The sequence below is a fragment of the Pseudomonas sp. BIOMIG1BAC genome (genome assembly GCF_001705995.2).
In the GTDB taxonomy this organism is placed as follows: Bacteria; Pseudomonadota; Gammaproteobacteria; order Pseudomonadales; family Pseudomonadaceae; genus Aquipseudomonas; species Aquipseudomonas sessilinigenes.
On the sequence record NZ_CP049045.1, the window covers coordinates 101,011 to 125,300 of the forward strand.

23 protein-coding genes are annotated in these 24,290 nt (G+C 65.6%); 17 read left to right on the forward strand and 6 right to left on the reverse strand.

The features are described 5' to 3' along the window. Positions 1 to 34: 34 nt before the first annotated feature. Both ATY02_RS00460 and ATY02_RS00465 read left to right on the forward strand, forming a co-directional pair. Entirely contained in the window at positions 35 to 439 is a 405-nt protein-coding gene (locus tag ATY02_RS00460; protein ID WP_003229628.1) for an acyl-CoA thioesterase, read from the forward strand. 56 nt (positions 440 to 495) lie between these two features. After that, positions 496 to 1,395 (forward strand): D-hexose-6-phosphate mutarotase, encoded by a 900-nt coding sequence (locus ATY02_RS00465; RefSeq protein WP_068577571.1) that lies wholly within the window; start codon positions 496 to 498, stop codon positions 1,393 to 1,395. Positions 1,396 to 1,449: 54 nt separating this feature from the next. Here ATY02_RS00465 and ATY02_RS00470 read toward each other — a convergent pair whose 3' ends face one another. From ATY02_RS00470 to ATY02_RS00490, 5 genes are all read right to left on the reverse strand, one after another. After that, on the reverse strand, positions 1,450 to 1,986 hold the full coding sequence (locus ATY02_RS00470) for a DUF3299 domain-containing protein (protein WP_068577569.1): 537 nt from the start codon (positions 1,984 to 1,986) through the stop codon (positions 1,450 to 1,452). 137 nt (positions 1,987 to 2,123) lie between these two features. Beyond that, positions 2,124 to 2,369 (reverse strand): GlsB/YeaQ/YmgE family stress response membrane protein, encoded by a 246-nt coding sequence (locus tag ATY02_RS00475; RefSeq protein ID WP_068577567.1) that lies wholly within the window; start codon positions 2,367 to 2,369, stop codon positions 2,124 to 2,126. Positions 2,370 to 2,475: 106 nt separating this feature from the next. After that, positions 2,476 to 3,558 carry a 5-(carboxyamino)imidazole ribonucleotide synthase gene (locus tag ATY02_RS00480; protein WP_068578456.1) on the reverse strand — a complete coding sequence of 361 codons (1,083 nt, stop codon included), beginning with the start codon at positions 3,556 to 3,558 and terminating at the stop codon, positions 2,476 to 2,478. An 11-nt stretch (positions 3,559 to 3,569) separates the two neighbouring features. Beyond that, positions 3,570 to 4,061 carry a 5-(carboxyamino)imidazole ribonucleotide mutase gene (purE, locus tag ATY02_RS00485; protein WP_022641919.1) on the reverse strand — a complete coding sequence of 164 codons (492 nt, stop codon included), beginning with the start codon at positions 4,059 to 4,061 and terminating at the stop codon, positions 3,570 to 3,572. 370 nt (positions 4,062 to 4,431) lie between these two features. Beyond that, complete coding sequence (locus ATY02_RS00490) at positions 4,432 to 5,349, reverse strand: LysR substrate-binding domain-containing protein (RefSeq protein ID WP_068578455.1); 918 nt, start codon at positions 5,347 to 5,349, stop codon at positions 4,432 to 4,434. 181 nt (positions 5,350 to 5,530) lie between these two features. Between ATY02_RS00490 and aspA the strand changes: the two genes are divergently transcribed. The 12 genes from aspA (at position 5,531) to ATY02_RS00550 (ending at position 19,301) form a co-directional block, all read left to right on the forward strand. Beyond that, the gene (aspA, locus tag ATY02_RS00495) at positions 5,531 to 6,955 is read left to right on the forward strand and encodes an aspartate ammonia-lyase (protein ID WP_068578453.1); all 1,425 of its coding nucleotides are present in this window, start codon (positions 5,531 to 5,533) and stop codon (positions 6,953 to 6,955) included. Positions 6,956 to 7,342: 387 nt separating this feature from the next. Then, the gene (locus tag ATY02_RS00500) at positions 7,343 to 8,068 is read left to right on the forward strand and encodes a hypothetical protein (RefSeq protein ID WP_068578451.1); all 726 of its coding nucleotides are present in this window, start codon (positions 7,343 to 7,345) and stop codon (positions 8,066 to 8,068) included. 97 nt (positions 8,069 to 8,165) lie between these two features. After that, a complete protein-coding gene (locus ATY02_RS00505; protein ID WP_068578449.1) occupies positions 8,166 to 8,810 on the forward strand; it encodes a hypothetical protein in 645 nt (214 codons plus the stop codon). 34 nt (positions 8,811 to 8,844) lie between these two features. After that, positions 8,845 to 9,864, forward strand: a complete 1,020-nt coding sequence (locus tag ATY02_RS00510; RefSeq protein ID WP_068578447.1) for a beta-ketoacyl-ACP synthase 3 — start codon at positions 8,845 to 8,847, stop codon at positions 9,862 to 9,864. Further along, a complete protein-coding gene (locus tag ATY02_RS00515; RefSeq protein WP_068578445.1) occupies positions 9,864 to 10,871 on the forward strand; it encodes an NAD-dependent epimerase/dehydratase family protein in 1,008 nt (335 codons plus the stop codon). Before ATY02_RS00510 ends, ATY02_RS00515 begins: the two co-directional genes overlap by 1 nt. Continuing rightward, positions 10,868 to 11,722, forward strand: a complete 855-nt coding sequence (locus ATY02_RS00520; RefSeq protein WP_068578443.1) for an MBL fold metallo-hydrolase — start codon at positions 10,868 to 10,870, stop codon at positions 11,720 to 11,722. Before ATY02_RS00515 ends, ATY02_RS00520 begins: the two co-directional genes overlap by 4 nt. After that, complete coding sequence (locus ATY02_RS00525; RefSeq protein ID WP_068578441.1) at positions 11,712 to 13,070, forward strand: F390 synthetase-related protein; 1,359 nt, start codon at positions 11,712 to 11,714, stop codon at positions 13,068 to 13,070. The genes ATY02_RS00520 and ATY02_RS00525 overlap by 11 nt, the downstream gene beginning before the upstream one ends. Further along, positions 13,058 to 14,212 (forward strand): ATP-grasp domain-containing protein, encoded by a 1,155-nt coding sequence (locus tag ATY02_RS00530; RefSeq protein ID WP_068578440.1) that lies wholly within the window; start codon positions 13,058 to 13,060, stop codon positions 14,210 to 14,212. The genes ATY02_RS00525 and ATY02_RS00530 overlap by 13 nt, the downstream gene beginning before the upstream one ends. Continuing rightward, positions 14,209 to 15,348, forward strand: coding sequence for a hypothetical protein (locus ATY02_RS00535; RefSeq protein ID WP_068578439.1), 1,140 nt, complete (start codon positions 14,209 to 14,211; stop codon positions 15,346 to 15,348). Before ATY02_RS00530 ends, ATY02_RS00535 begins: the two co-directional genes overlap by 4 nt. Beyond that, a complete protein-coding gene (locus ATY02_RS00540; RefSeq protein WP_068578437.1) occupies positions 15,345 to 16,361 on the forward strand; it encodes a Rieske 2Fe-2S domain-containing protein in 1,017 nt (338 codons plus the stop codon). Before ATY02_RS00535 ends, ATY02_RS00540 begins: the two co-directional genes overlap by 4 nt. 391 nt (positions 16,362 to 16,752) lie before the next feature. Next, positions 16,753 to 18,192: an alanine/glycine:cation symporter family protein gene (locus tag ATY02_RS00545; RefSeq protein ID WP_068578435.1), complete on the forward strand. Its 1,440-nt coding sequence runs from the start codon at positions 16,753 to 16,755 to the stop codon at positions 18,190 to 18,192. A gap of 104 nt (positions 18,193 to 18,296) precedes the next feature. Beyond that, positions 18,297 to 19,301, forward strand: a complete 1,005-nt coding sequence (locus ATY02_RS00550; protein ID WP_068578433.1) for an asparaginase — start codon at positions 18,297 to 18,299, stop codon at positions 19,299 to 19,301. 72 nt (positions 19,302 to 19,373) lie between these two features. Here the strand turns inward: ATY02_RS00550 and ATY02_RS00555 are convergent, their stop codons facing one another. Continuing rightward, positions 19,374 to 19,919 (reverse strand): hypothetical protein, encoded by a 546-nt coding sequence (locus tag ATY02_RS00555; RefSeq protein WP_159894127.1) that lies wholly within the window; start codon positions 19,917 to 19,919, stop codon positions 19,374 to 19,376. 198 nt (positions 19,920 to 20,117) lie between these two features. On the opposite strand from ATY02_RS00555, the gene ATY02_RS00560 reads away from it, so the two are divergent. The 3 genes from ATY02_RS00560 (at position 20,118) to ATY02_RS00570 (ending at position 24,290) form a co-directional block, all read left to right on the forward strand. Next, complete coding sequence (locus ATY02_RS00560; RefSeq protein ID WP_068578428.1) at positions 20,118 to 21,110, forward strand: AraC family transcriptional regulator; 993 nt, start codon at positions 20,118 to 20,120, stop codon at positions 21,108 to 21,110. Between the two features lie 71 nt (positions 21,111 to 21,181). Then, entirely contained in the window at positions 21,182 to 23,095 is a 1,914-nt protein-coding gene (locus ATY02_RS00565; protein ID WP_068578426.1) for an ankyrin repeat domain-containing protein, read from the forward strand. 163 nt (positions 23,096 to 23,258) lie between these two features. Further along, positions 23,259 to 24,290: a histone deacetylase family protein gene (locus ATY02_RS00570; protein ID WP_068578424.1), complete on the forward strand. Its 1,032-nt coding sequence runs from the start codon at positions 23,259 to 23,261 to the stop codon at positions 24,288 to 24,290.

Here is a 24,290-nt window from a genome sequence, read left to right on the forward strand (position 1 = left end):
CCCATGAAGCGTCACGGGTCAGAGGCCCCTCGGCATGATAGAGCTCGAACAAGAAGATCCAATCCCGCAAGGCGACCTGGCCCTGCAAATCACCGCCCTGCCGCGCGAAACCAACGGCTTTGGCGATATTTTCGGCGGTTGGCTGGTGGCCCAGATGGACCTGGCGGGCACCGCCATGGCCAGCCGCGTCGCCGGTGGCCGGGTGGCTACCGTGGCCATCGATCGCATGGCGTTCCTGGTGCCGGTGGCCGTCGGCGCGCAACTGTCGTTCTATACCCAGACCCTGGAGATCGGCCGCAGCTCGATCCAGATGATGGTCGAAGTGTGGAGCGACGATCCGCTGTCCAGCGAATGGCGCAAGGTCACCGAGGCGGTGTTCGTGTTCGTCGCCATCGACGGTAGCGGCCGCACCCGTTCGGTCCCGCCCAGGGCACGTTAAACCCGCGCGGCTGCCATGCGGTCCATGGCAGCCCAGCCTTTCGCACGAGAACCACGATGCCTACGCCCCACGTTGAAACGGTGAAACTGGACGAACTGAACTGCTGGCGGATCCGCCACGGCGATGCCGAACTACTGGTGGCCCAGCAGGGCGCGCACATTCTTAGCTACCAGCTGGCCGGGCAACCGCCGCTGATCTGGCTGAACGAAGAAGCCCGGTTCAAGGCTGGCAAGAGTATCCGCGCCGGCGTCCCCGTATGCTGGCCGTGGTTCGGCAACTTCGCGCGCAATCCACAGAGCGTCCAGGCCATGCGCCAGGGCAGCGATGCGGCGCCGGCCCACGGTCTGGTCCGCGCCACCGACTGGGAACTGCAAGGCATCGAGAGCGAAGGCGAGAGCCTGCTGGTGCGCTTGCGCCTGCCCTGCCCCGAAGGCGGCTTTCCTGGTTGGCCGCACCAGGTGGAGCCCAGCCTGCTGATCCGCCTCGACCAGCAATTGCACATCAGCCTGACCAGCCATAACCAGGGCAGCCAGAGCGTCAGCATCAGCCAGGCGCTACACAGCTACTTCGCGGTCAGTGATGTACGCCAGGTCCATGTCGAAGGCGTGGACGGCCTGGACTACATCGAGACACTGGAGGACTGGGCGACCAAGCGCCAGGACGGCGACCTGCATTTCACCGGGGAAACCGACCGCATCTACCTGGATGCGCCGGCGCAACTGGATATCGTCGATCCGCACTGGCAGCGTCGCATCCGCCTGGCCAGCCAGGGCTCGCGCACCGCGGTGATCTGGAACCCGTGGATCGACCGCGCCGCGCAGTTCAGCGACATGGCCGACGATGGCTGGCAACGCATGCTGTGCATCGAGACCGCCAACGTGATGGACGACATCGTGACCCTGGCTCCCGGCGCCAGCCACACCTTGAGCGTCAGCATCGACAGCATCGCGCTCTGACTGCAGGCCATGGGGAAGGAGTCGCTCCTTCCCCGCAGCCAACCCTCCTGTCGGCTACAAATCCGACTCCTGCACCACCCGCACCTTCGCCGCATCCAGGGCATAGGCCGCATCCGCCAGGTCATTGCTGACCTTCTCGATCTTCAAGGCACCTGTCACCCATAGCGGCGTGTAGATGTCGTCGAGCTTCACGCCCTTGGGAAAGCGCACCAGCACCAGCTGGTTGGGCGGCGGTGGCGGCACATGGATGCAGGCCCCTGGGTAAGGCACCAGGAAGAACAGCGTGCTGCGTCCCTTGGCATCAGCCTCCAAAGGCACCGGATAACCACCAATGCGGATCTGCTTGCCGTTCATGGCCGCCACGGTCTTGGTGGAATACATCACTGCCGGCAAGCCCTTGCTCTGCTTCAAGCCACCCTTCTGGGTAAAGGTGCCGTTGGCTTCGGGCGAGTTGTGGTCGATTTCCGGCATCTGCTCCAGGGCTTTCTGATCGGACTTGGGCATCAGCTCCAGCCAATCGGTTTCCGGCAGCTCGCCGGCCTGGGCCAGGCCGCAGCCCAGCAGAACGAGGGTCAATAAGAGACGACGCATGAGGGTGGTGCTCGGTCAAAAAGAAAGGACGGACAAACGCGGGCATTCTAGTGCCCAAACCATCGGCTGCGTTGAAGTTTCAGATGAAGAAAATCGCACCCCTCCGCCCGAGCGGCGAAGGGGGCTTGTGCACCGGCTCAGCTCTTCTTGATGAAGCCGTAGATCACCAGCAGGATGATCGCGCCCACCACTGCACCGATGAAGCCTGCGCCCTGGCCAGCCTGGTAGATGCCCAGTGCCTGGCCACCGTAGGTAGCCGCCAGCGAGCCGCCGATACCCAGCAGGATGGTCATGATCCAACCCATGCTGTCGTCTCCCGGCTTGAGGAAACGCGCGAGCAGACCAACGATCAAGCCGATGAAAATGGTTCCGATAATGCCCATGGCTGTTCCTCTGTAGGAGTGGGTAAACCAAAGCCTAGTCAGCGCCTTGGCATCCTGCTATCAGAGAACGGCGGGAAACGAAGGTTCCCGCCAGCCGGTGCATTTGTTATTCGGCGACCAGCGCCTGGACCTTGAGGATCTGCGCCTGCAGGGTCGCCTGGTCGGCACAGCGCAGGTTGGCATGGCCGACCTTGCGCCCGACCTTGAAAGCCTTGCCGTAGTGATGCAGATGGCAGTCGTCGATGCTGATGACCTTGTCCACCGGCGGTACTTCACCGATGAAGTTGATCATGGCGCTCTCGCCCACCTTGGCAGTGGAACCCAGCGGCAGGCCGGCCACCGCCCGCAGGTGGTTTTCGAACTGGCTGCACTGGCTGCCTTCGGTGGTCCAGTGCCCGGAGTTGTGTACCCGCGGGGCGATTTCGTTGGCCTTCAGGCCCCCGTCCACCTCGAAGAACTCGAACGCCATCACGCCCACGTAGTCCAGTTGCTTGAGCACGCGGCTGGAGTAATCCTCGGCCAGCGCCTGCAACGGGTGATCGCTGCTGGCCACCGACAGGCGCAGGATGCCGCTGTCGTGGGTGTTGTGCACCAACGGGTAGAACCGGGTCTCGCCATCGCGGGCACGCACGGCGATCAGCGACACTTCGCCAGTGAACGGCACGAAGCCTTCCAGCAGGCACGGCACGCTGCCCAGCTCGGCGAAGGTACCCTCGACATCGGCGGCGCTGCGCAGGACCTTCTGGCCCTTGCCGTCGTAGCCCAGGGTCCGGGTCTTGAGCACGGCCGGCAAGCCGATGCGCGCCACCGCGGCGTCCAGGTCGGCCTGGGACTGGATGTCGGCGAACTCGGGGGTGGGAATCCCCAGGTCCTTGAACATGCTCTTCTCGAACCAGCGGTCACGAGCGATGCGCAGTGCCTCGGCGCTCGGGTAGACCGGCACGAATTGCGACAGGAAGGCCACGGTCTCGGCCGGCACGCTCTCGAATTCGAAGGTCACCAGGTCCACCTCGTCGGCCAACTGGCGCAGGTGGTCCTGGTCGCCGTAATCGGCCCGCAGGTGTTCGCCCAGGGCGGCTGCGCAGGCATCCGGCGCCGGGTCGAGGAAAGCGAAGTTCATTCCCAGCGGGGTTCCCGCCAGGGCCAACATGCGGCCCAGCTGGCCGCCACCGATTACACCGATCTTCATCGTCAACGACCTCAGGCGACGCGCGGGTCTGGATTGTCCAGGACGCTGTCTGTCTGTTCAGCACGGAATTTTTTCAGCACCGCATGGAACTGCGGATGCTTGGCGCCCAGGATGCTCGCCGAGAGCAGGGCGGCGTTGATCGCACCGGCCTTGCCGATGGCCAGGGTCGCCACCGGGATGCCGGCGGGCATCTGCACGATCGACAGCAGCGAATCCACGCCCGAGAGCATCGAGGACTGCACCGGCACGCCCAGCACCGGCAGGTGGGTCTTGGCCGCACACATGCCTGGCAGGTGGGCCGCGCCACCGGCACCGGCGATGATCACCTCGATGCCACGCGATTCGGCCTCTTCGGCGTACTGGAACAGCAGGTCCGGGGTGCGGTGTGCGGAAACCACCTTCACCTCGTAGGGGATGCCGAGTTTATCCAGCATATCGGCGGTGTGGCTAAGGGTGGACCAATCGGACTTGGAGCCCATGATCACGCCAACCAGTGCACTCATCGTCGTGCCTCTTTCTCTCTGGGCGCCCGCAGGCGCGTCAAAAAACAACAAGCCACGCAAAATGGCGTGGCTTGTTGTACGAATTCTGGCCAGGTAAACCGGCCGGAGGCCGCGCAGTATACCCAAAAAAATGTCCGCGACACACGTTCACCGACCACCTGCGACACACTGGCCTTCTTTGCCCAAAGGCCCGGTTTTATTGACTTTGAAGTCAGCCGCCCCACATTGGAAATCCCTGCGGCCCTGCCGGTTTCCTGTAGCCGCGGCCACAGGCGACGCACGGGCGCACAACGGCCGCAGAAAAGGTCCAGTCGGCCACGCACCCGAGGGCCCGGCGGGCCTTGTCGCAGCCTCACCGGCGGCTACAGGGTCATGGGTTGCTCGCACCCTGCGCCGCGGCGCCCTCGAGCTTGCGCCACAGCAGGCGCACGTTGGCCTTGCGCACCAGGGCACAGCGGTACAGGCGGATCTCCAGCGGCACATGCCATTGCGCGCCACCGCACACCACCAGCTCGCCCCGGGCCAGCTCGGCGCGCACGCTCAATTGCGGCACCCAGGCAATACCCAGGCCTTCCAGGGCCATGCTCTTGAGGCTATCGGCCATGGCGGTCTCATAGACGGTCGTGAAACGCAGGTTGCGCTGGCGCAGCAGCAGATTGACCGATCGCCCGAGGAAGGCCCCGGCGCTGTAGGCCAGCAACGGCACGCTGGCTTCGCCTTCCAGGTCGAACAGCGGCTTGCCCTGGGCATCGGCGGCGCAGACCGGAAGCATCTCGGTGTGCCCCAGGTGCAGCGAGGGGAAGATTTCCGAGTCCATCTGCAAGGCCGCGTCCGGGTCATAGAAAGCCAGCATCAGGTCACAACCGCCCTCGCGCAGGGCGTGTACCGCATCGCCGACGTTGGTCGCCACCAACCGGGTGGCAATGTTCAGGCCCTCGTTGCGCAGTTGTGCGATCCAGCGTGGAAAGAACCCCAGGGCCAGGGAGTGGGCCGCCGCCACCTGCATCACCTCGCCCTGCCCCCCTTCCAGATGGTGCAGGTGGCGCACCACTTCGCCGAGCTGCTCGACCACAGTGCGCGCCGTCACCAGGAACAGCTGCCCGGCCGCCGTCAGCTCCACCGGCGTGCGCGAACGGTTGACCAAGGTCAGGCCCAGGGCGGCCTCCAGGCTGCGGATGCGTCGGCTGAACGCTGGCTGGGTCACGAAGCGACGCTCGGCGGCCTGCGAGAAGCTACGGGTGGCGGCCAGGGCACTGAAGTCCTCGAGCCATTTGCTTTCCAGATTCATCACGTCCTCCCGGACACGCACCATTTTAGGTCACACGCTCGCCGGCAAAGCGGCGTCACATGGGCATTATGCCGAATATGCATAGGCCAGTGTTTAACAGCATTGGCTCTAAATTACCCTTAGCCCTAGGATTCGCAGCGTTCCCGGCACAGACCGGGTCCCTACCGAGATGATTTCCGTCATGTCCTCCGCTGCATCTTTCCGTACAGAAAAAGATCTGCTTGGCGTACTCGAAGTACCGGCTCAAGCGTATTACGGCATCCAGACCCTGCGAGCGGTAAACAACTTCCGCCTCTCGGGCGTTCCGATTTCGCATTACCCAAAACTGGTCGTGGCCCTGGCGATGGTCAAGCAGGCAGCTGCTGACGCCAACCGCGAACTGGGTCACCTGAGCGAAGCCAAGCATGCGGCCATCAGCGAGGCCTGTGCCCGCCTGATCCGCGGCGACTTCCACGAAGAGTTCGTGGTGGACATGATTCAAGGCGGCGCTGGCACTTCGACCAACATGAATGCCAACGAAGTCATCGCCAACATCGCGCTGGAGGCCATGGGCCACAGCAAGGGCGAATATCAGTACCTGCACCCGAACAACGACGTGAACATGGCGCAGTCGACCAACGACGCCTACCCGACCGCGATCCGCCTGGGTCTGCTGCTGGGTCACGACGCACTGCTGGCCAGCCTCGATAGCCTGATCCAGTCGTTCGCCGCCAAGGGTGAAGAGTTCAGCCACGTCCTGAAGATGGGCCGTACCCAGCTGCAAGACGCCGTGCCGATGACCCTCGGCCAGGAGTTCCACGCCTTCGCCACCACCCTGGGTGAAGACCTGGCCCGCCTGAAGACCCTGGCGCCGGAAGTACTGACCGAAGTCAACCTGGGCGGCACCGCCATCGGCACCGGCATCAACGCCGACCCGCGCTACCAGAACCTGGCCGTGCAACGCCTGGCCACCATCAGCGGCCAGCCGCTGGTCCCGGCGGCCGACCTGATCGAAGCCACCTCCGACATGGGTGCCTTCGTGCTGTTCTCCGGCATGCTCAAGCGCACCGCGGTCAAGCTGTCGAAGATCTGCAACGACCTGCGCCTGCTGTCCAGCGGCCCGCGTACCGGCATCAACGAGATCAACCTGCCAGCGCGTCAGCCCGGCAGCTCGATCATGCCCGGCAAGGTCAACCCGGTTATCCCGGAAGCGGTCAACCAGGTGGCGTTCCAGATCATCGGCAACGACCTGGCCCTGACCATCGCGGCCGAAGGCGGCCAGCTGCAACTGAACGTGATGGAGCCGCTGATCGCCTTCAAGATCTTCGACTCGATCCGCCTGCTGCAACGCGCCATGGACATGCTGCGCGAGCACTGCATCACCGGCATCACCGCCAACGAAACCCGTTGCCGCGAGCTGGTTGAGCACTCCATTGGCCTGGTCACCGCGCTGAACCCGTACATCGGCTACGAGAACGCCACCCGTATCGCTCGCATCGCCCTGGAAAGCGGCCGCGGCGTGCTGGAACTGGTTCGCGAAGAAGGCCTGCTGGACGACGCCATGCTCGACGACATCCTGCGTCCGGAAAACATGATTGCCCCGCGCCTGGTTCCGCTGAAAGCGTAACCGCCGCGACACCGAAACATGCAACACCGCTCACCAGGTTGAGGGACTAGACACCTCTCACCTTTTGAGGGCCTGGAGACTCGTCTCCAGGCCCTTTTTTTTGCCTGGGATTTTTCCCTGCCACTGCAATTGCCACCCCCACCTCACCCCAACCCCGTAGCCGCTGCCGAGCCCGCGAGGCTGCGAACGGCACCGCAGGGGCCGTCGATACCGGCACATCCGCTATGTGCCTGGTGCAGTGCTTTCGCCCTGAAATCGCTGCACCCGCCTCGTCGGAGTGCCGCCCAGCTCGTTCACAGCCGGCGGCAGCGGCTACAGGTTTTGTTCGGGGCAGTGGATAATCAGCCTCCCGCCACAGCCGGCAATGACTACCAAGGCACTCCGTCGATGGACCCGACATCCACCCAGGCCCTGCAACAGCTACGCGCCCTGCTCCCCATCGGCCTGCGTCACGCCCAAGCCCTGCTCGCCCGCTGCGCAGGCAACCCTCAACAAGCCGCCGAGCTCTACAAGTCCGAGCTGTTGCAGGTGCTGGTAGACAAATCCGGCCTGCCCTCCGAGCAAGCCAGGGAACAGCTGCTCAACGCCGGTTACGACCTCAACCGCGCCCTGCACGCTATAGAAGAAGCGCGCTTCACCCTGACCCAGCGCATCCTGCGCAAGCATCATCGGGACCCGGGCCAGGCCCTGGACCTGATTGCCCAGGCCATCGAAACCGCCGAGCAACTGCCACGCCAGTACTGGCTGGATTTCGCGCGACTGGAGCAACTGGCCCCGGCCCCACGCTGCTTCATGATCCTGCACGAATGGCTGGCCTATGAGGGCTGGGAAGGTTTCGACAGCGCCCTGCACTTTCACCTGCCCCAGGCCATCGCTCAGTTCAGGCTCCTGCAACTCGACACCCTGGCGGACACCCTGGAACAGGCCGATCAGCGCCAGCAGCAGGTGCGGGCCGCCCATGCCGAGCACGAATGCCCCATCGAGCTGGCCATGCGGATCAACCAGGACCCGCTCTTCAACCGCCGCCAGGACCACTTCAACCAGCAGAGGCCACTACTGGATGAATGCCTGTACCAGTGGGTGGAGCGACATATAGAACAGTTTCCAACCTGAGCGGCGAGCCGGCGTTCCCGTGCAAACCGCCGCTACCGGCCCCCAGAAATCGGTAAACTGCCGCCCTCACCGAACACGGACCTCGGATTCAGCCGCCATGGAATTGCAGTACCGCCTCACCCCGGCCCACACCGAAGCCCGGCTTGCCGAAACACTGCCGCAGGCGCTGCTTGAGCATGACCAATTGCAGACGCGGATCTCCAGCGTCACCTCACGTTGGCAAGGGCGCCTGCTCGGCCCGCTGATCCTGCTGCTGAGCCTGATCGCCGCGCCCCTGGCGCTGTATTTCCCGGAACGGCGCTTTACTCCGGAAAAAATCATCGCCCTGGTGCTCTGCGCGCTGATTTTCATCCCGCTCTGGTGGCGCTTTTCCGGGCGCTGGGTTCAGCGCCTACAAGCCCGAACTCGTAACCGCACGCCGCTACGCAGCCTGAATCACCGCCTGATCGAAGCCCGCCTGCGGGCGCCGTTGAAGGCTATCGAGGGCGTTTACCACCTGACCTTCGACGACCAGGGCTTCTCCCTGAGCAAACCTCCCAGAGCCAAGAGCAGCCTGACCTGGGGGCAGATCGTGTTCCTGCGCGAAGCGGCCAATTTCTACGACGTGGCCGATGCCCAGATGCAGCGCAAAGGCCAGGCCTGCCGCATCGCCAAACACAGTGAACTGATGGACGCCGAGGAATATCAGCAAGGGCTGCAAGCTTTTCTGAGCCACTGCCCGGTGGCGCCAAGCGCCAACTGATCACCTCCCCCGACGCCCCACCAACGGAATTTGCATGCACACATCAGCGTCCTCCCCCCGCCCTGCCCGCGCGCTGGCCATCCTCGGCACTGGCCATGCCCTGCCGCAGCAGGTGGTCACCAGCGCTGAACTGGACCGCCAGCTCGGCCTGGAAGCCGGTAGCGTGGCGCGCATCAGCGGAGTGCAGCAGCGCCATGTCGCCGCCCCTGCGGACACCGCCGCCAGCCTCGGCGCCAGCGCCGCGCACCGGGCCCTGGACGCAGCAGGCCTGGCGCTGGACCAGCTGGACCTGATCGTCTGCGCCAGCGGCACCCTGGACCAAGGCATGCCCTGCAACGCCGCGCTGCTGCAACGGGAGCTGGGCCTGGGGCAGTCGGGTATCCCGGCCATGGACATCAACGCCAGCTGCCTGGGCTTTATCGCCGCTCTGGACACCCTGTCCTGGCCGATCCAGGCCGAGCACTACCGACGTGTCCTGCTGGTGTGCGCCGATATCGCCTCCTGCGGCCTGGACTGGCAGCAGGTGGAAGTCAGCGGCATCTTCGGCGACGGTGCGGCGGCAGTGGTGCTGGGGGTGGGCGACGGTGGCCAGAAGATCCTCGCCTCGCGCCTCAAGACCTACGCCGAAGGCGCCGCGCTGTGTCAGATCCCCGCTGGCGGTTCACGCTTTCACCCGCGGCGCATCGACGTGCCGTTCGAGCCCCTGACCAGCTTCGCCATGCAGGGCAAGGGCGTGTTCCGCCTGGCGGCCAAGCACCTGCCCGACCTGATGGACGACCTGCTCCAGCAAGCCGCGCTGCCCCTGGCGCAGGTCGACTGGATCATCCCCCACCAGGCCAGCCAGCAGGCCATGGCGCATGCGACCAGACGCCTGAGCCTGGGGCCGGAGAAAGTCATCGATATCTTTGCCCGGCACGGCAATCAGGTGGCGGCGTCGCTGCCCACCGCGCTGGACATCGCGGTGCGCGACGGACGTATTCAACGCGGGCAGACCCTGATGCTGATCGGCACCGGCGCGGGCCTGTCCCTGGGCGGCCTGATTCTGGAGTTCTGATGAAAATCCTGGTCACTGGTGGAACCGGTTTTATCGGTCGGCATCTGGTGTGGAAGCTGGCCGCCGAGGGCTGCGAAGTGCAGTTCAGCGGACGCAACCCCGAGGCGGCGGCCCAAGTCATTGTCCACAGCCCGGCGCCTGTACGCTGGCTACCCCTGGAACACGGCAGCCGACAGGCCAAGCGCCTGCTGGCCGACGCCACCCGAGGGCATGACGCCATCGTCCATTGCGCGGCGCTGTCCTCGCCCTGGGGTTCGCCCCAGGCTTTCGCCCGAGCCAACCTCGACTCCACCGCCGAGGTGATCCACGCCTGCCGGGACAACCGCATCCCACGGCTGGTGCATATCTCCACTCCCAGCCTGTACTTCAACTTCAGCGACCGCCTGGGCATCCGCGAAGACCAGCCACTGCCACCACCGGTGAATGACTACGCCCGCAGCAAGGCCCAGGCCGAAACCCTGCTGGGTGAAGCCGGCCTGCCCGAATGCGTGATCCTGCGGCCACGGGCGGTGTTCGGCCCCTGGGATGCAACCTTGATGCCCCGCCTGTTGCGCGTGATGCAACGCGGAGCGATTCCATTGATGCGCGGCGGCCTGGCACAGCTGGACCTGACCTGCGTCGACAATCTGGTGCACGCGGTGTGGCTGGCCCTGACCCGCCCCCTGCCGCGCCCGCTGTGCGTGTACAACCTGAGCAACGCCACACCGCTGGCGTTCAAGGACCTGCTGCAACAGATGGCCGAGCACTTCCAGTTGCCGCTGCGTACCCGCCGCCTGCCCTGGCCCCTGGTGCACGGCGTGGCACACCTGCTGGAGCTCAAGGCGCGCCTGGGCAACGGCGCCGAACCCTTGATCACCCGCTACGGCGCAGGCGTCCTGGCCTTCAGCCAGACCCTGGACATCAGCGCCATCCAGCACGAGCTGGGCTATCGCCCGGTCATCACCCAGGAGCAAGGCATCGCCCAGCACGCAAAATGGTGGCTGGCACAGCAGGAGCAACGACCATGAGCCGCTGCGTCAGCTTGAAGATCCTGCGGGCCGGCTGGTGCCAGCACCTGGAATGCATGGCCGACCGTGGCGGGCGCCTGGCGCCGGTGCAGTTTCCGGCCTTGTGCGGGCTGATCCAGCACCCGGACCACGGCTGGATCCTCTACGACACCGGCTACGCCGAGCACTTCTTCCAGGCCACCCGCGCCCTGCCCGAGCGCCTGTACCGCAGCGCGGTGCCGGTGCAGTTGCCGGTGGCGGAACAGCTGGGGGCCCAGCTGCATGAACTGGGCATCGGCCCAGCGGATATCCGCTACGTGATCATTTCCCACTTCCACGCCGACCATATCGCCGGCCTGCGGGATTTTGCCAATGCCCGTTTCATCGCCCTGGAAGCCGATTACCGACATATCGACAGCCTGCGCGACCAGCGTTGGCGGGCCACCCTTGGCGGCCATTTGCCGGGTTTGCTGCCGGACGATTTCAGCGCCCGCCTGAACCTGGCCGAAGCCAGCCCCAGCTACGCGCTGCCGGGCTGGATGGCGCCCTTCGAGCAGGGCCTGGACCTGTTCGGCGATGGCAGCCTGATCGGCGTGCCGCTGCCGGGGCACAGCGAAGGCCAGTTGGGCCTGTTCATCCCCAATGCCCAAGGCCGGCCAGTGTTCCTGGTAGCCGATGCCTGCTGGTCGGTGCCGGCCTGCCGCGCCGAGCGCCTGCCGGCCGCCCCGGCGCTGTGGTTTGCCAGCGCCGACCGCAGGCAATACGTGCGCACCTACAGCGGCCTGGGCCAGTTGATTCGCCGCGAACCGGCGGTGGCGGTGCTGCCGTCCCATTGCACCCAGGCCTGGGAGGCTTTCGCCAATGAACAGTGAGCACCTGCTGGGCACGCTGCGCACCATCGGTTCCTTCGTGTTCAGCCGCTACGCCCTGCGCTTTCGTCGCCGCGAGCGGCTGGAAGCCTGGCAGGCAAGGCGCCTGAGGTACTTCATTGCCCGGGTCATACCCCGTAGCGAACGCTTCAAGGCGCTGGCAAACGACGGCCTGCACCGCCTGCCGATCATGGACAAGGCCAGCCTGATGAGTGATTTCGCCGGCTTCAATACCCGCGCCCTGAGCCTGGAGCAGGTACTGCCGGTAGCCCTGCAAGCGGAGCAGTCGCGGGACTTCAGCCCGACCCTGGGCGACATCACCGTGGGCCTGTCCAGCGGTACATCGGGGGCCCAGGGGGTGTTCCTGGTCAGCAGCGTGGAACGCCAGCGCTGGGCCGGCATCCTGCTGGCGCGCACCCTGCCCCGGGCCCTGTTGCCCCGGCTGGTGTGCCCCTGGTTGGCACCGCTGCGGATCGCCTTTTTCCTGCGGGCCAACAGCCGCCTGTACACCACCCTGGCCAGCCGTCGCATCGACTTCGCCTTTCACGACCTGACCCTGGGCCTGGCCGCTTCCCTGGAACGCTTGAATCAACAGAACCCGGACGTGCTGGTGGCCCCGGCCACGGTGCTGCGCGGGCTGGCCCAGGCGGCCCTGGCCGGGCAACTGACGATCCGCCCGCGGCACATCCTGTCGGTGGCCGAGGTGCTGGAAAGCACCGACGCCGAAGTGGCGCAGCAAGCCTTCGGGATCAAGCCCCAGCAGATCTATCAGGCCAGCGAAGGCTTTCTTGGCTACACCTGCGAAGCCGGCACCCTGCATCTGAACGAAAGCCACCTGCACATCGAGCCGCAGTGGCTGGACCCGCAACGCACGCGCTTCCAGCCGATCATCACCGACTTTTCAAGGCGCACGCAGTTGATCGTGCGGTATCGCCTCAACGACATCCTGCGGGTAGCCAGCGCGCCCTGCCCCTGTGGCCGCGCGGAGCGGGCCATCGCCGCCGTGGAAGGTCGCGCTGACGAGATCCTCTGGCTGCCGCGGCTCGACGGCCAGCAGCTGGCGCCGCTCTATCCCGATGTCTTGCGCCGGGCCCTGCTGATGCTGGGGGCAGAACTTGAGGAATACGAAATCCACCAGCGCGGACTGCTCTGGCAGGCCAACCTGCGCACCTCGGGCGACTACCACGGGCTGTGCCAGCGCTTGACCGAGGCCCTGGCCGAGCTCTGCGCACAGCAAGGACTGCAGGCGCCGAGCCTGAGCTTCGGCCACTGGCAGGCACCGCCGCCCCAGACAAAAAGACGCCGCCTGCTGATGCTGCAACTTCCCGAGGGACTGTCATGCGTGTATTGATTCTCGGTGCCCGGGCGCCGGCCTGCCTGGAGTGGGCCCGAGCCTTTGGCCAAGCCGGCTGGACGGTGACCGTGGCCGATTCCCTGGCCCTGCCACTGAGCCGTTTCAGCCGCGCCGCCGAGCACTTCGTGCGCCTGCCCGAACCACGCCACGACCCCGAGGCCTGGATCGAAGCCCTGGCCATGATCATCCGGCAACAGGCCATCGACCTGCTGCTGCCCACCTGCGAAGAGGTGTTCTACCTGGCCCACGGCCTGGAACGCCTGCGACCTCTGTGCCGGGTGTTCACCAGCGGGTTCGACCTGTTGCACCGCCTGCACCACAAGGGCGATTTCGCCGCCATGACCGAGGGCTGGGCCGTGGCCGCGCCACCGACCCGGGTGCTGCATGACCCAGCTGCGCTGCAAGCGCTGGTCGCCGAGCACGACGCCCTGGTGTTCAAGCCGGCCTATTCGCGCTTCGCCTCCCAGACCCTGATCCGCCCGAGCCCCGCGCAACTGGCCAAGGTCCGGCCCAGCGCCGAGGCCCCCTGGGTGGCCCAGCGCTTTGTCCCCGGCCAGGAATACTGCAGCTTCAGCGTGCTGGTGGATGGCCAGTTGCGGGCCCACAGCAGCTACCAGCCACGCTACCGGGTCGGGCGTGGCTCGGGGATCTACTTCCACAGCTGCGCCCCGGCACCGATTCGTGCCTTTCTGGAACAGTTCGGCCAGGCCACCGGCTACACCGGGCAGGTGGGTTTTGACTTCATCGAGGACCAGCAGGGTCGCTTCCATGTCCTGGAATGCAACCCCAGGGCCACCAGCGGCGTGCACCTGTTCGACGACCAGCGGGGGCAACTGGTGGCGGCGCTGACCCACCCAACCGACGCAACGCTGGAAGCGACCCTGGAACCGCGGATGATCGCCCTGGCCATGCTGCTTCTGGCCGCGCCGCAACGGGCCTTGAGCCACACCTTCTGGCAGGACTACCGACAAGCCCGGGATGTGATCGTGCAGGACGGCGACCGTGGCCCGCTGACCGCCCAAGTGCTGAGCCTGGCGGAAATCATCGGCCGCGCCCTGACCCGCCGTTGCGGGCTGCTGGCCGCCTCCACCGCCGATATCGAGTGGAACGGCCAACCCCTGGGGGCGCCGCGCCCATGAAGCTGCTAATGCCCGAGCAACTGGCCCTCGAACCCCCGAGCGCTGGCGACAGCCACGCCCGGCATTACGTGCACACCTGCGCCGGTGGCGCGCTGATCGGCAATGTCAGCACGGCCCTGGCCCTGCTGGACACCGGCCACCATCAGTTCCCGGTGAGCATCAACCACGGCCACGGCCCTGTGGATAACTGCTACGTGGTGTCGCCGCAAACCGCCTACAGCGGCTACGCCCGGGAAGAACTGCAGCGCCTGCGCCGGCCCTGGCTGGCCTGGCCCTTGAAGCTGCTGACCCAGGGCGTGGACCGGTTGCTGAGCGCGGCCAGGGTCGACCGTTTGGTGCAGGTCAACAACTGGTTGCTGTCCACCAATCTCTACCCGGCCGACTGGGATGGCACGGATTTGCCAGCGATCACCGAACTGCTGCGTCGGGAGTTTCCCGACCATGGCTTCGGCTTTCGCTCGCTCAACGACTTCAGCAACCGCGCACTGCGCAAGCGCCTGCAAGCCCTGGGCTACCTGGCCATTCCCAGCCGCCAGGTGTACCTGTTCGATGGTCGCGAGGGCGAAAACTCAACCTTCCTGCGCCACCACAACACCCGCCTGGACGCCACCCTGCTGCGCCGCAGCCCTTATACGGTGGTGCCCGGCAGCGAGCTGAACGAGGCCGACTTCCAGCGCATCGAGCAGCTGTACAACCTGCTCTACCTGGACAAATACAGCCATCTCAACCCCCACTACAGCGCGCAATGGCTGCAACGCGGGCAGGCCGAAGGCTGGCTGCAGGTGCGCGCCCTGCGCAACACCGAAGGGCGTATCGACGGCGCCCTGGGCTGGTTCGCCAACAGCACGCTGATCAGCACGCCCATCGTCGGCTACGACACCGCCCTGCCCCAACGCGCCGGCCTGTACCGGCAACTGACCAGGCTGTGCCTGCAAGAAGCGGCGGACCGCCGCCAGGTGCTCAACTTCAGCTCCGGCGCGGCAGCCTTCAAGCGCCTGCGCGGTGGTGAGCCACAGATCGAATACAGCCTGGTCCACGTGGCCCACCTGCCCAGGTCGCGACGCCTGGTGTGGCAACTGATGGGCCTGCTACTGCAACGGATCGGCGTGCCCCTGATGAGGAAACTCAAACTGTGAACAGTCACCCGGGCTGGTGGCCCGTCGCCCTGAGCCGACAGCTGCAACGCCAACCCCTGGCCTGCACCCTGCACGGCGTACCCCTGGTGGTGTTCCGCGACGCCCAAGGCGCCCCCGCCGTGCTGCCGGACCGTTGCCCCCACCGCTTTGCGCCGCTGAGCGCCGGGCGGGTGCGCGACGGGCAGATCCAGTGCCCCTACCACGGCTGGCGTTTCGACCCCCAGGGCCGGTGCAGCCACCTGCCCGGCCAGGCGCAGCAGCGTTGCAGCCAGCCATTGCTGCACCCCCTGCACAGTTGCGAAGCCCAGGGGCTGGTGTGGGTCAGCCTCGCCAACGAGCGTCCGCATGAGCCGCCGGTGGCCGCCGCCGAGCAGGTCCAGGCCCTGGACGTGTTCTGGATCAGCGACCGAGTGCAGTGCAGCTTGCAGGACGCCGCGGAGAACTTCCTCGACGGATTCCACACCCACTTCGTGCATGCCGGCTGGATTCGCCACGACCGCCAGCGCCAGCGAATTCGCGCCTGGGTGCATCAGTTGGAGGATGGGGTTGAGGCGCAGTACAGCGAAGAAGGCACTCAATCCGGCCTGATATCCCGGCTGTTCGAAGGCGAACGCGGCCTGAGCATGGGGCGATTCCGCCTGCCGGGGCTGGCGGAAATCGAATATCGCGACCGCCAGGGCCGGCTCAACCTGCTGGTCAGCGCCTGGCTGAGCCCGGCTGCCGAGGGCGAGCTGCGCGTGTTCGCACGGATTGCCACGGCCCGAGGCCGCCTGCCGGGATGGCTCAAGCGCGGTGTGCTGCAACCCTTGTTCAAGGTGATCCTCAAGCAGGACCGGCAGATCCTGGAAAAAGTCAGCGCCAACCAGCTGCGCTTTGCCGGCGTACCACTGCGCTGGCACCGGCAAACGCCCCTGGACGGCTCCCAGGACCTGCTCGGGCCATGGATTCGGCAATTGCTGGAACAGGGTGAACTGAGCGACTTCCAGGAGCGGCACCACGAGTTCCTGCTGTAACCGGCCACACCCGCAACGCAGCAGCGCGACGAACGGACTGCACCGACACGGCGGTCGACCTCGGGCACCCCTGCAAGGCCCTGCCCACAAGGGTCGCAGCGTCCCCAATGAAGAACCGATTCAGCTTGCGCCGGGCCCACCGTTCCTCGGTTCCATGCGCTACATGCAGACGGCAAGCCCTCGCACCGGTATAGTGCGCCCCCTCTTCGCGTGGACAGCCGTCGGTAACGAGGCTCCAACCCACGGGAAACCCGAACTAATAACAACCCGCGAATAGAGAACCGGGACGAACGCTCGCCCCACCGCTTTGCCGTGCGTGCAACCAGCGGTGTAACAAAGTGTTTCTGTCCGCTCTGCTTTTGCCTACACAAAAAACAGCGAGGAATAATCCATGCTCGAAGTCATCAACGACTTCCTCTCAGGGAAAGTGCTGATCGTGCTCATTGTCGGGCTCGGCGGCTACTTCACGATCCGCTCGCGTTTCGTTCAATTGCGCCACTTCCTCCATATGTTCGCGGTGTTCCGCGACAGCCTGAAAAGCAGCGGCGGCCAGCTCAGCTCGTTCCAGGCGCTGATGCTCAGCCTCGCCGGCCGGGTGGGCGCAGGCAACATCGCGGGCGTCGGCATCGCCGTGACCCTGGGTGGTCCGGGCGCCGTGTTCTGGATGTGGGTGACCGCACTGGTGGGCATGTCCAGCAGCTTCTTCGAATGCACCCTGGCCCAGGTCTACAAGCGCGCCGACGGCGACGGCCTGTACCGCGGCGGCCCGGCCTACTACATCCAGCACGGCCTGAAGCTCAAAGGCATGGCAGTGGTGTTCTCCATCCTGCTGCTGGTCACCTACGGCTTCGCCTTCATCGGCCTGCAGTCCTACACCGTGACGCACTCGCTGCAGGACGCCTTTGCCTTCGACCCTAGCCACACCGGCATCGTCCTGGCGCTGCTGCTGGCCATCACCTTCATCGGCGGCATCAAGCGCATCGCCGCGGTGTCCGACCTGCTGGTCCCGATCAAGACCCTGGCCTACATCGCCGTGACCCTGTACGTGATCGGCACCCAGATCGAACAAGTGCCGGCCATGCTGGAGACCATCATCAAGAGCGCCTTCGGTCTTGACCCAGCCTTCGGCGGCCTGCTCGGCAGCGCCATCGTCATGGGCGTGAAGCGTGGTGTGTTCGCCAACGAAGCGGGCCTGGGCAGTGCGCCGAACGTCGCCGCCGTGGCCGCCGTGAAGCACCCGGGCGCCCAGGGCGTGGTCCAGGCCTTCAGCGTGTTCCTCGACACCTTCGTGATCTGCACCTGCACCGCGCTGCTGATCCTGCTGTCGGGCTTCTACACCCCGGGCTTCGAAGGCGACGGCATCGTCCTGACCCAGAACTCGCTGGCTGCCGTGGTCGGTGACTGGGGTCGCCTGTTCGTCAGCGTCGCGCTGTCGCTGTTCGTCTTCACCTGCATCCTCTACAACTACTACCTGGGCGAAAACAGCCTGCAGTTCCTCACCCGCAACCGCACCGTGCTGATGCTGTTCCGCGGCCTGGTGCTGGCGCTGGTGGTATGGGGTTCGATGCAGGACCTGTCGACCGTGTTCGCCTTCGCCGACATCACCATGACCTGCCTGGCCTTCGTCAACCTGGTGGCCCTGGCCATGCTGTTCAAGGTCGGCATGCGTGTGATGCGCGACTACGACGAGCAGCGCCGCGCCGGCGTCGACCAGCCTGTGTTCGACTCGCGCAAATTCGCCGATCTGGACCTGGACCTGAAGGCCTGGCCCGCCGAACCTGCGGCCACCGCCCAGGCCGAGTCGCAAGGCGTACCCACAGCGCAACGCTGATGGGTGAACGACGGGCGCATCCTCTGCACCCGTCGGTTACAGTTCGATAAATGTGCGAGCGGGCTGGCCCGCTCCCACAGGAACTCACCGTTTCGGAGAATCCCATGAACCCTTCGACCTACCCTGCCGCCCAGCGCGTCATGGTGCTCTACACCGGTGGCACCATCGGCATGCAGGCCAGTGCCGACGGGCTGGCCCCGGCATCCGGCTTCGAAGCCCGGATGCGCGACTACCTCGACACCCGTCCCGACCTGCCGGTACCGGCCTGGCGCTTTCGCGAAATGGCGCCGCTGATCGACAGCGCCAACATGACCCCCGAGTACTGGCAGCGCCTGCGCGAAGCGGTGGTCGAGGCCGTCGAGAGCGAAGGCTGCGACAGCGTACTGATCCTGCACGGCACCGACACCCTGGCCTACAGCGCCGCGGCCATGAGCTTCCAGTTGCTGGGCCTGCCGGCACGGGTGCTGTTCACCGGTTCGATGCTGCCGGCCGGCGTGCCCGACAGCGATGCCTGGGAAAACCTCAGCGGTGCCCTGCTGGCCCTCGGCCGGGGCCTGGCACCCGGCGTGCAGCTGTACTTCCATGGCGAGCTGCTGGCACCGACCCGCTGCGCGAAGATCCGCAGCTTCGGCCGGCACCCGTTCGCGGCCCTGCGGCGCAAAGGTGGCGGCACCCAGGTCGAGGCCATCCCGCCAAGCCTGGACTACCGCCAGGCCCGGCAGCCGGCCAAGGTCGGCGTGCTGCCGCTGTTCCCCGGGATCGGCGCCGAAGTGCTCGATGGCGTGCTCGCCAGCGGCATCCAGGCTCTGGTGCTGGAGTGCTTTGGCAGTGGCACCGGCCCCAGCGACAATCCGGCATTCCTGGCCAGCCTGCAGCGCGCTCGCGAGCAAGGCATCGTGGTGGTTGCGATCACCCAATGTCATGAAGGCGGTGTGGAGCTGGACATCTACGAAGCCGGTAGCCGCCTGCGTGGTGTTGGCGTGCTGTCCGGTGGCGGCATGACCCGCGAAGCGGCCTTCGGCAAGCTCAACGCCCTGCTGGGCGCCGGGCTGGCTAGCGACGAAGTGCGACGCCTGGTGGAGCTGGACCTGTGTGGCGAGCTGAGCTGAAGCCCAGGCTCGGGAGCCGGTGGCTACTGCGGTAGCCGCCGGCTCAACGATGAACAGAGGGTGGCGCTCGGGTTACTTCTTGACCGAGTAATCCTGGCCCCAGACCCGCACCGAACTCGAACTCTCGATCGGCCCTTCGAACACGAACTTCTGCCGCACTGCCGCCTTGGCCGGGATGGTGACTTCATCCGGGTTGTCGAGGCTGACAGTCAGGTTGTTGGCATAACCGTCCTGGTCGATCGCCAGCAGGGCACCGGTCTGCTTGAGGTTGATCAGCCGCAGCTGGCTGTCGCTGCTGTTCTTGAAACCCAGGGTGACGTTGAAGCTGTCGCCGACGGCTTCGGTCTTCAATACCTGGACGTCGACGCGGCCCTTCATTTGCTCGCGGGAAGAAATGATCGAGGCGCCGTCGACGCCTTGCGCCGATTGGCGGCCATCGAGCACGCCTTCGCTGACGCCACCCAAGAGGTTCTTGCCTGCCGAAATGGCTGACGAGACGGCTGACTTGGCAGAGTCCTTGAGGGTGCTTTCGCTGCCTGGCTCAGCCTCGGCCAGGCACAGCGAACTCAGGAGCAAGCCGGACACCAGGAGCAGGGAACGCGCAGGAGTGAGGGTCATACATAATCCTTTATCGAGGTTGCTGCACCGCCACCTCCGGCGGTGAATGACAGGCAGGTTGCACCAATCAAAGCGCCAAGTCACTAACCACACCACGCCCGAAATACCCCATGCCACTGGCTGGAAAACCGCAGGTCCTGTTGCGGGCGGCATGCAACTTGCTCCAGTCAAGGGTCTTTCCCAGGTCGGAATCTGCGCATGCTGCACTCGCACCTCACCACCCTCAATGCGGTTTCCCTGATCCTCAACACCTTCAAGGATCAGGGTCAGGACGGCGGCGCGTTGTTGGCCGGCAGCGGTATAAACCCCACCGACCTGAGCCGTGCCGACACCCGCATCACCACCAGCCAAGAGATGCTGGTGTGTGCCAATGCCGTGGCCTTGCAACGCGATATCGGCCTGGAACTGGGCCGGCGCATGCACGTATCGTCCTACGGCATGCTCGGCTACGCCCTGCTCACCAGTGCCACCTTAGGTGACGCTTTGCGCCTGGCGCTGCGTTATCCGGCGCTGATGGGAACACTTTTCGAGCTGACCCTGGAAACCGACGGCCCGCGTATCTGGCTGACGGCCGCCGACTATCGCGAAGGCCCGGCCCTGGCCGCGTTCAACACCGAGTTCTGCCTGGTCTCGATGAAGGTCATCTGCGACGACCTGCTGGGGCATCCGCTGCCGCTGATCGGCGCGCGCTTCGACTACCCGGCACCGGACTACCAGGCCCGTTATCGCGAACGCTTCGACTGCCCTCTGACGTTCGATGCCGCCAGCAATGCCTTCGCCTTCGACCGGCGTTGGCTCGACCAACCGCTACCCCTGGCGGATGCCATCACCCACCAGGCCATGGCCGAGCGCTGTCGCAAGCAGAACACCGAGTTCACCGGACGCCAGGCCTGGCTCGGGCGCATCCGCCAGTTACTGGCGGCGCAGATGGACGCCGCTCCCGGCCTGGACGGATTGGCGGAACAGATGAACTGCTCGGCCCGGACCCTGCGTCGGCACCTCAAGGACCTGGGCTGCAGCTACCAGGAACTGCTGGACGAACTGCGCTTCGAGCGAGCCAAGCAACTGCTCTGCGAAGACCAACTGCCGATCTACCGCATCGCCGAAGCCCTGGGCTTCAGCGAGACCGCAAGCTTTCGCCATGCCTTCATCCGCTGGAGCGGCGTGGCGCCGAGCCAGTTCCGGCCCTGATACAAAGCCCGGCACAACAGCGCCAATTGCATTACATTGCCGGCCTTTCATACCGGCAAGGGACGGCAACGTTGAATCGATCCACAGGCAGCACCGCCAGGCATATCGGCCTTCGTCGAATCGGCCTGGCGCTGCTGATGCTCGCAGCAGCACCCGCCGTCCAGGCTTTCGACCTGGCGAAATTCAAGTGGTGGGAGATGTCCAGCCACTTTGCCCTCGACGAGCCGGAAACCGCCACCCTGCAGATCAAGCCCTTCGCGCTGCCGGGCCTGGCCAAACTGCCGGCGCGAATCGTGCTGAGCCAGTATCGCGGGCTGTTCTACCTCAACGCCTACCAGGATCTGGAGTACCGGCAGCGGATCTACAAGTCGCCGCCCATAGCGCTGTTCAGCCCGGAAGATCTGCGCAACTGCGTGTCGCCGGACAATGACATCCAGGTCACGGACAACTGGCCACCCAGCAATACCCTGGATACCGGCATCACCCTGACGCCCCTGGACTTCGACTGTTCGGTGCCGCCGCAGTGGAACCTCAGCCAACGCTACCTGCTGATCGACCAGCGCGATCCCCAGCGCACGCTGCTGGCCATCAGTCATCGCCAGGACCTGACGCAGATGGACTTCACGCCGCTGCAGCCCATCAGTGCCGAAACCGGACAGCAATGGCTGCAAGCCCTGCAGAAGTTTCCTCCGTGGTTCCGGCCTTTCGACAGCGGCGGCGGCCCGATCACCCTCAATGCCTATGTCCCGCCAGCGGACGCGGACGCTGTCTGGAAGCAGTTCCGCCAACTCCACGCGCAACTGCGCAAGGCCAAGGACAAAGGGCCGGGGCTCCACCAGGTGGAAGACTTCTTCGCGGTTCATGACTACCGCAGCATCGCCACCGACCACAGCGAATACCCCGGCCTGCTCAATGACATCGCCTACTGGGCCAGCGAGGCCGGCCAGCTGAAGGTCGCTCGCGGCTGGCTGGTGGAAGTGCTGCGCCGGGACATGTCGCGCATGCCGACCTACCTCAACCTGGCCGACCTGGACTGGGCCCTGTTCGAACAGCGGCCCCTGGACAACATTCCCCAGGGCCGGGCCATCGAAGGTTATCGGTTGTATTGCGGCATGCGCCTGCAACGCCAGATGAGCATCCCGCCCCGGGTGCTCCAGCGCCTGGGCCTGCAATCTGCCAACCCACAGGCGTGCCAGGGCTTCTGGCCGTTGGTGGCCGCGGCGCACGCCGGTGACGAAGCCGAGGTAAAGCGCCTGCTGGCCAGTGGCGTCAGCGGCGAAGTCATGGCCGAGGACGGCCGCAGCGCCCTGCTGCATGCCCTGGATGCCCCGCACCTGGAGATCGCCCGGCTGTTGCTGGCCAACGGTGCCCATACCAGCGGCCAGTATCGCTGGAGCACCCTGGCCATGCTGGCCATGCAACGTGACCTCAAGGATGGCCCCGACCTCGAGCAGGGCGGGCGCTTGAAGTTCCTGCTGCAGGCCGGGGTCGCCATCGACGAGCAGGACTACCGGGGCCGGACTCCGCTGATGCAACTGGCGGAGCAGGAGCGCAACCTCAAGGGCTTCACCTGGCTGCTGCAACACCCGCAGAACCTTGACCTGCGCACCGCAAAAGACCAGGAAACCGCTCTGTACCGGGCCTTCTGGGGCAACAACTATCCGGCCATGAAGCTGTTGATCAACGCCGGTGCCAACCTCAACCTGAGCTATGGCGGGGGCACCTGCTACAACCAACCCATGGGGCAGAGCCTGCTGACTTTACTGGCCGACAAGATCTCCGCCGACGACACGTCACGCGTCGTCAGCCAGCAAGACACCCTGGAGGTCTTCACCCTGTTGCTGGAAAAAGGCGCCGACCCGAATGTCGGCCAGCGCTGCGAGAAAAAGGGCTATGCCCTGCTGCTGGAGGCCATCGCCCGGAAAAAACGCGAGGACATGCTCCAGGTCCTGCAACGCTTCGTGCCGGCAGCACCGGCAGGCTGAAGCCACTGGCGCCCCGCAATGGGGCGCCATGCCCCTTCCAGGGGCGAATTGCGGTCACGCAATCTGGCCATATCGATCCTCTTTTGGCCGTTCCCGCCGTTCTCCAAAACCCCGCGCCCCGCAAGACTGTGATCCACCGAATCAGCCTGCGGAGAACAAGAAAATGCTGACGATCTACTCGGACGATCACCACCTGCACCATGGCCGTTGCGAACTGATAGACGGGCAACTGATGCCCTGCTTCGAAATGCCCTCCAGGGCCGACCACGTGCTGGACCGAGTGAAGCACCGCAACCTGGGGCCGGTGGAGGCGCCCAAGGACTTCGGCCTGGAGCCGATCCAGCGCGTCCACAGCCGCGAGTACCTGGAGTTCTTCAAGGGCGCCTGGGAGCGTTGGGCAGCCAAGGGCATCGACGGCGACCTGCTGCCCTACACCTGGCCGGCGCGCACCCTGCGCAGCGTGATCCCCAGCAGCCTGCACGGCCAGCTCGGCTACTACAGCTTCGACGGCGGCGCGCCGATCACCGCCGGCACCTGGCAAGCAGCCTACAGCGCGGCGCAAGTTGCCCTGACCGCCCAGGCGGTGATCCAGCGCGGCGCCCACAGCGCCTTCGCCCTGTGCCGGCCACCGGGACATCACGCCGCCAGCGACCTGATGGGCGGCTACTGCTACCTGAACAACGCTGCCATCGCCGCCCAGGCCTTCCTCGACCAGGGCCATGGCAAGGTGGCGATCCTCGATGTCGACTACCACCATGGCAACGGCACCCAGTCGATCTTCTACGAGCGCAGCGACGTGCTCTTCACCTCGATCCACGGCCATCCGGAAGCCGAATTCCCGTTCTTCCTGGGGTATGCCGACGAGTGCGGCGAAGGTGTTGGTGAAGGCTACAACTTCAACTACCCGCTGGCCGCCGGCAGCGGCTGGGACGCCTGGAGTGCGGCCCTGGAGCGGGCCTGCGGGGAAATCGAGCGCTACGGCGCCGATATCATCGTGGTCTCCCTGGGGGTCGACACCTTCAAGGAAGACCCGATCTCCCAGTTCAAGCTCGACAGCCCGGACTACCTGGCCATGGGCAAGCGCATCGCCGCCCTCGGCAAACCGACGCTGTTCGTCATGGAAGGCGGTTATGCAGTCGCGGAAATCGGCATCAACGCCGTGAACGTACTCGAAGGCTTCCAGAGCGCCCAGTAA

Bases quoted from the DNA above. Each gene is read 5' to 3' on its own strand.
- ATY02_RS00460 (WP_003229628.1), top strand. From the start codon at position 35: ATGATAGAGCTCGAACAAGAAGATCCAATCCCGCAAGGCGACCTGGCC.
- ATY02_RS00465 (WP_068577571.1), top strand. From the start codon at position 496: ATGCCTACGCCCCACGTTGAAACGGTGAAACTGGACGAACTGAACTGC.
- ATY02_RS00470 (WP_068577569.1), bottom strand. From the start codon at position 1,986: ATGCGTCGTCTCTTATTGACCCTCGTTCTGCTGGGCTGCGGCCTGGCC.
- ATY02_RS00475 (WP_068577567.1), bottom strand. From the start codon at position 2,369: ATGGGCATTATCGGAACCATTTTCATCGGCTTGATCGTTGGTCTGCTC.
- ATY02_RS00480 (WP_068578456.1), bottom strand. From the start codon at position 3,558: ATGAAGATCGGTGTAATCGGTGGCGGCCAGCTGGGCCGCATGTTGGCC.
- purE (WP_022641919.1), bottom strand. From the start codon at position 4,061: ATGAGTGCACTGGTTGGCGTGATCATGGGCTCCAAGTCCGATTGGTCC.
- ATY02_RS00490 (WP_068578455.1), bottom strand. From the start codon at position 5,349: ATGAATCTGGAAAGCAAATGGCTCGAGGACTTCAGTGCCCTGGCCGCC.
- aspA (WP_068578453.1), top strand. From the start codon at position 5,531: ATGTCCTCCGCTGCATCTTTCCGTACAGAAAAAGATCTGCTTGGCGTA.
- ATY02_RS00500 (WP_068578451.1), top strand. From the start codon at position 7,343: ATGGACCCGACATCCACCCAGGCCCTGCAACAGCTACGCGCCCTGCTC.
- ATY02_RS00505 (WP_068578449.1), top strand. From the start codon at position 8,166: ATGGAATTGCAGTACCGCCTCACCCCGGCCCACACCGAAGCCCGGCTT.
- ATY02_RS00510 (WP_068578447.1), top strand. From the start codon at position 8,845: ATGCACACATCAGCGTCCTCCCCCCGCCCTGCCCGCGCGCTGGCCATC.
- ATY02_RS00515 (WP_068578445.1), top strand. From the start codon at position 9,864: ATGAAAATCCTGGTCACTGGTGGAACCGGTTTTATCGGTCGGCATCTG.
- ATY02_RS00520 (WP_068578443.1), top strand. From the start codon at position 10,868: ATGAGCCGCTGCGTCAGCTTGAAGATCCTGCGGGCCGGCTGGTGCCAG.
- ATY02_RS00525 (WP_068578441.1), top strand. From the start codon at position 11,712: ATGAACAGTGAGCACCTGCTGGGCACGCTGCGCACCATCGGTTCCTTC.
- ATY02_RS00530 (WP_068578440.1), top strand. From the start codon at position 13,058: ATGCGTGTATTGATTCTCGGTGCCCGGGCGCCGGCCTGCCTGGAGTGG.
- ATY02_RS00535 (WP_068578439.1), top strand. From the start codon at position 14,209: ATGAAGCTGCTAATGCCCGAGCAACTGGCCCTCGAACCCCCGAGCGCT.
- ATY02_RS00545 (WP_068578435.1), top strand. From the start codon at position 16,753: ATGCTCGAAGTCATCAACGACTTCCTCTCAGGGAAAGTGCTGATCGTG.
- ATY02_RS00550 (WP_068578433.1), top strand. From the start codon at position 18,297: ATGAACCCTTCGACCTACCCTGCCGCCCAGCGCGTCATGGTGCTCTAC.
- ATY02_RS00555 (WP_159894127.1), bottom strand. From the start codon at position 19,919: ATGACCCTCACTCCTGCGCGTTCCCTGCTCCTGGTGTCCGGCTTGCTC.
- ATY02_RS00560 (WP_068578428.1), top strand. From the start codon at position 20,118: ATGCTGCACTCGCACCTCACCACCCTCAATGCGGTTTCCCTGATCCTC.
- ATY02_RS00570 (WP_068578424.1), top strand. From the start codon at position 23,259: ATGCTGACGATCTACTCGGACGATCACCACCTGCACCATGGCCGTTGC.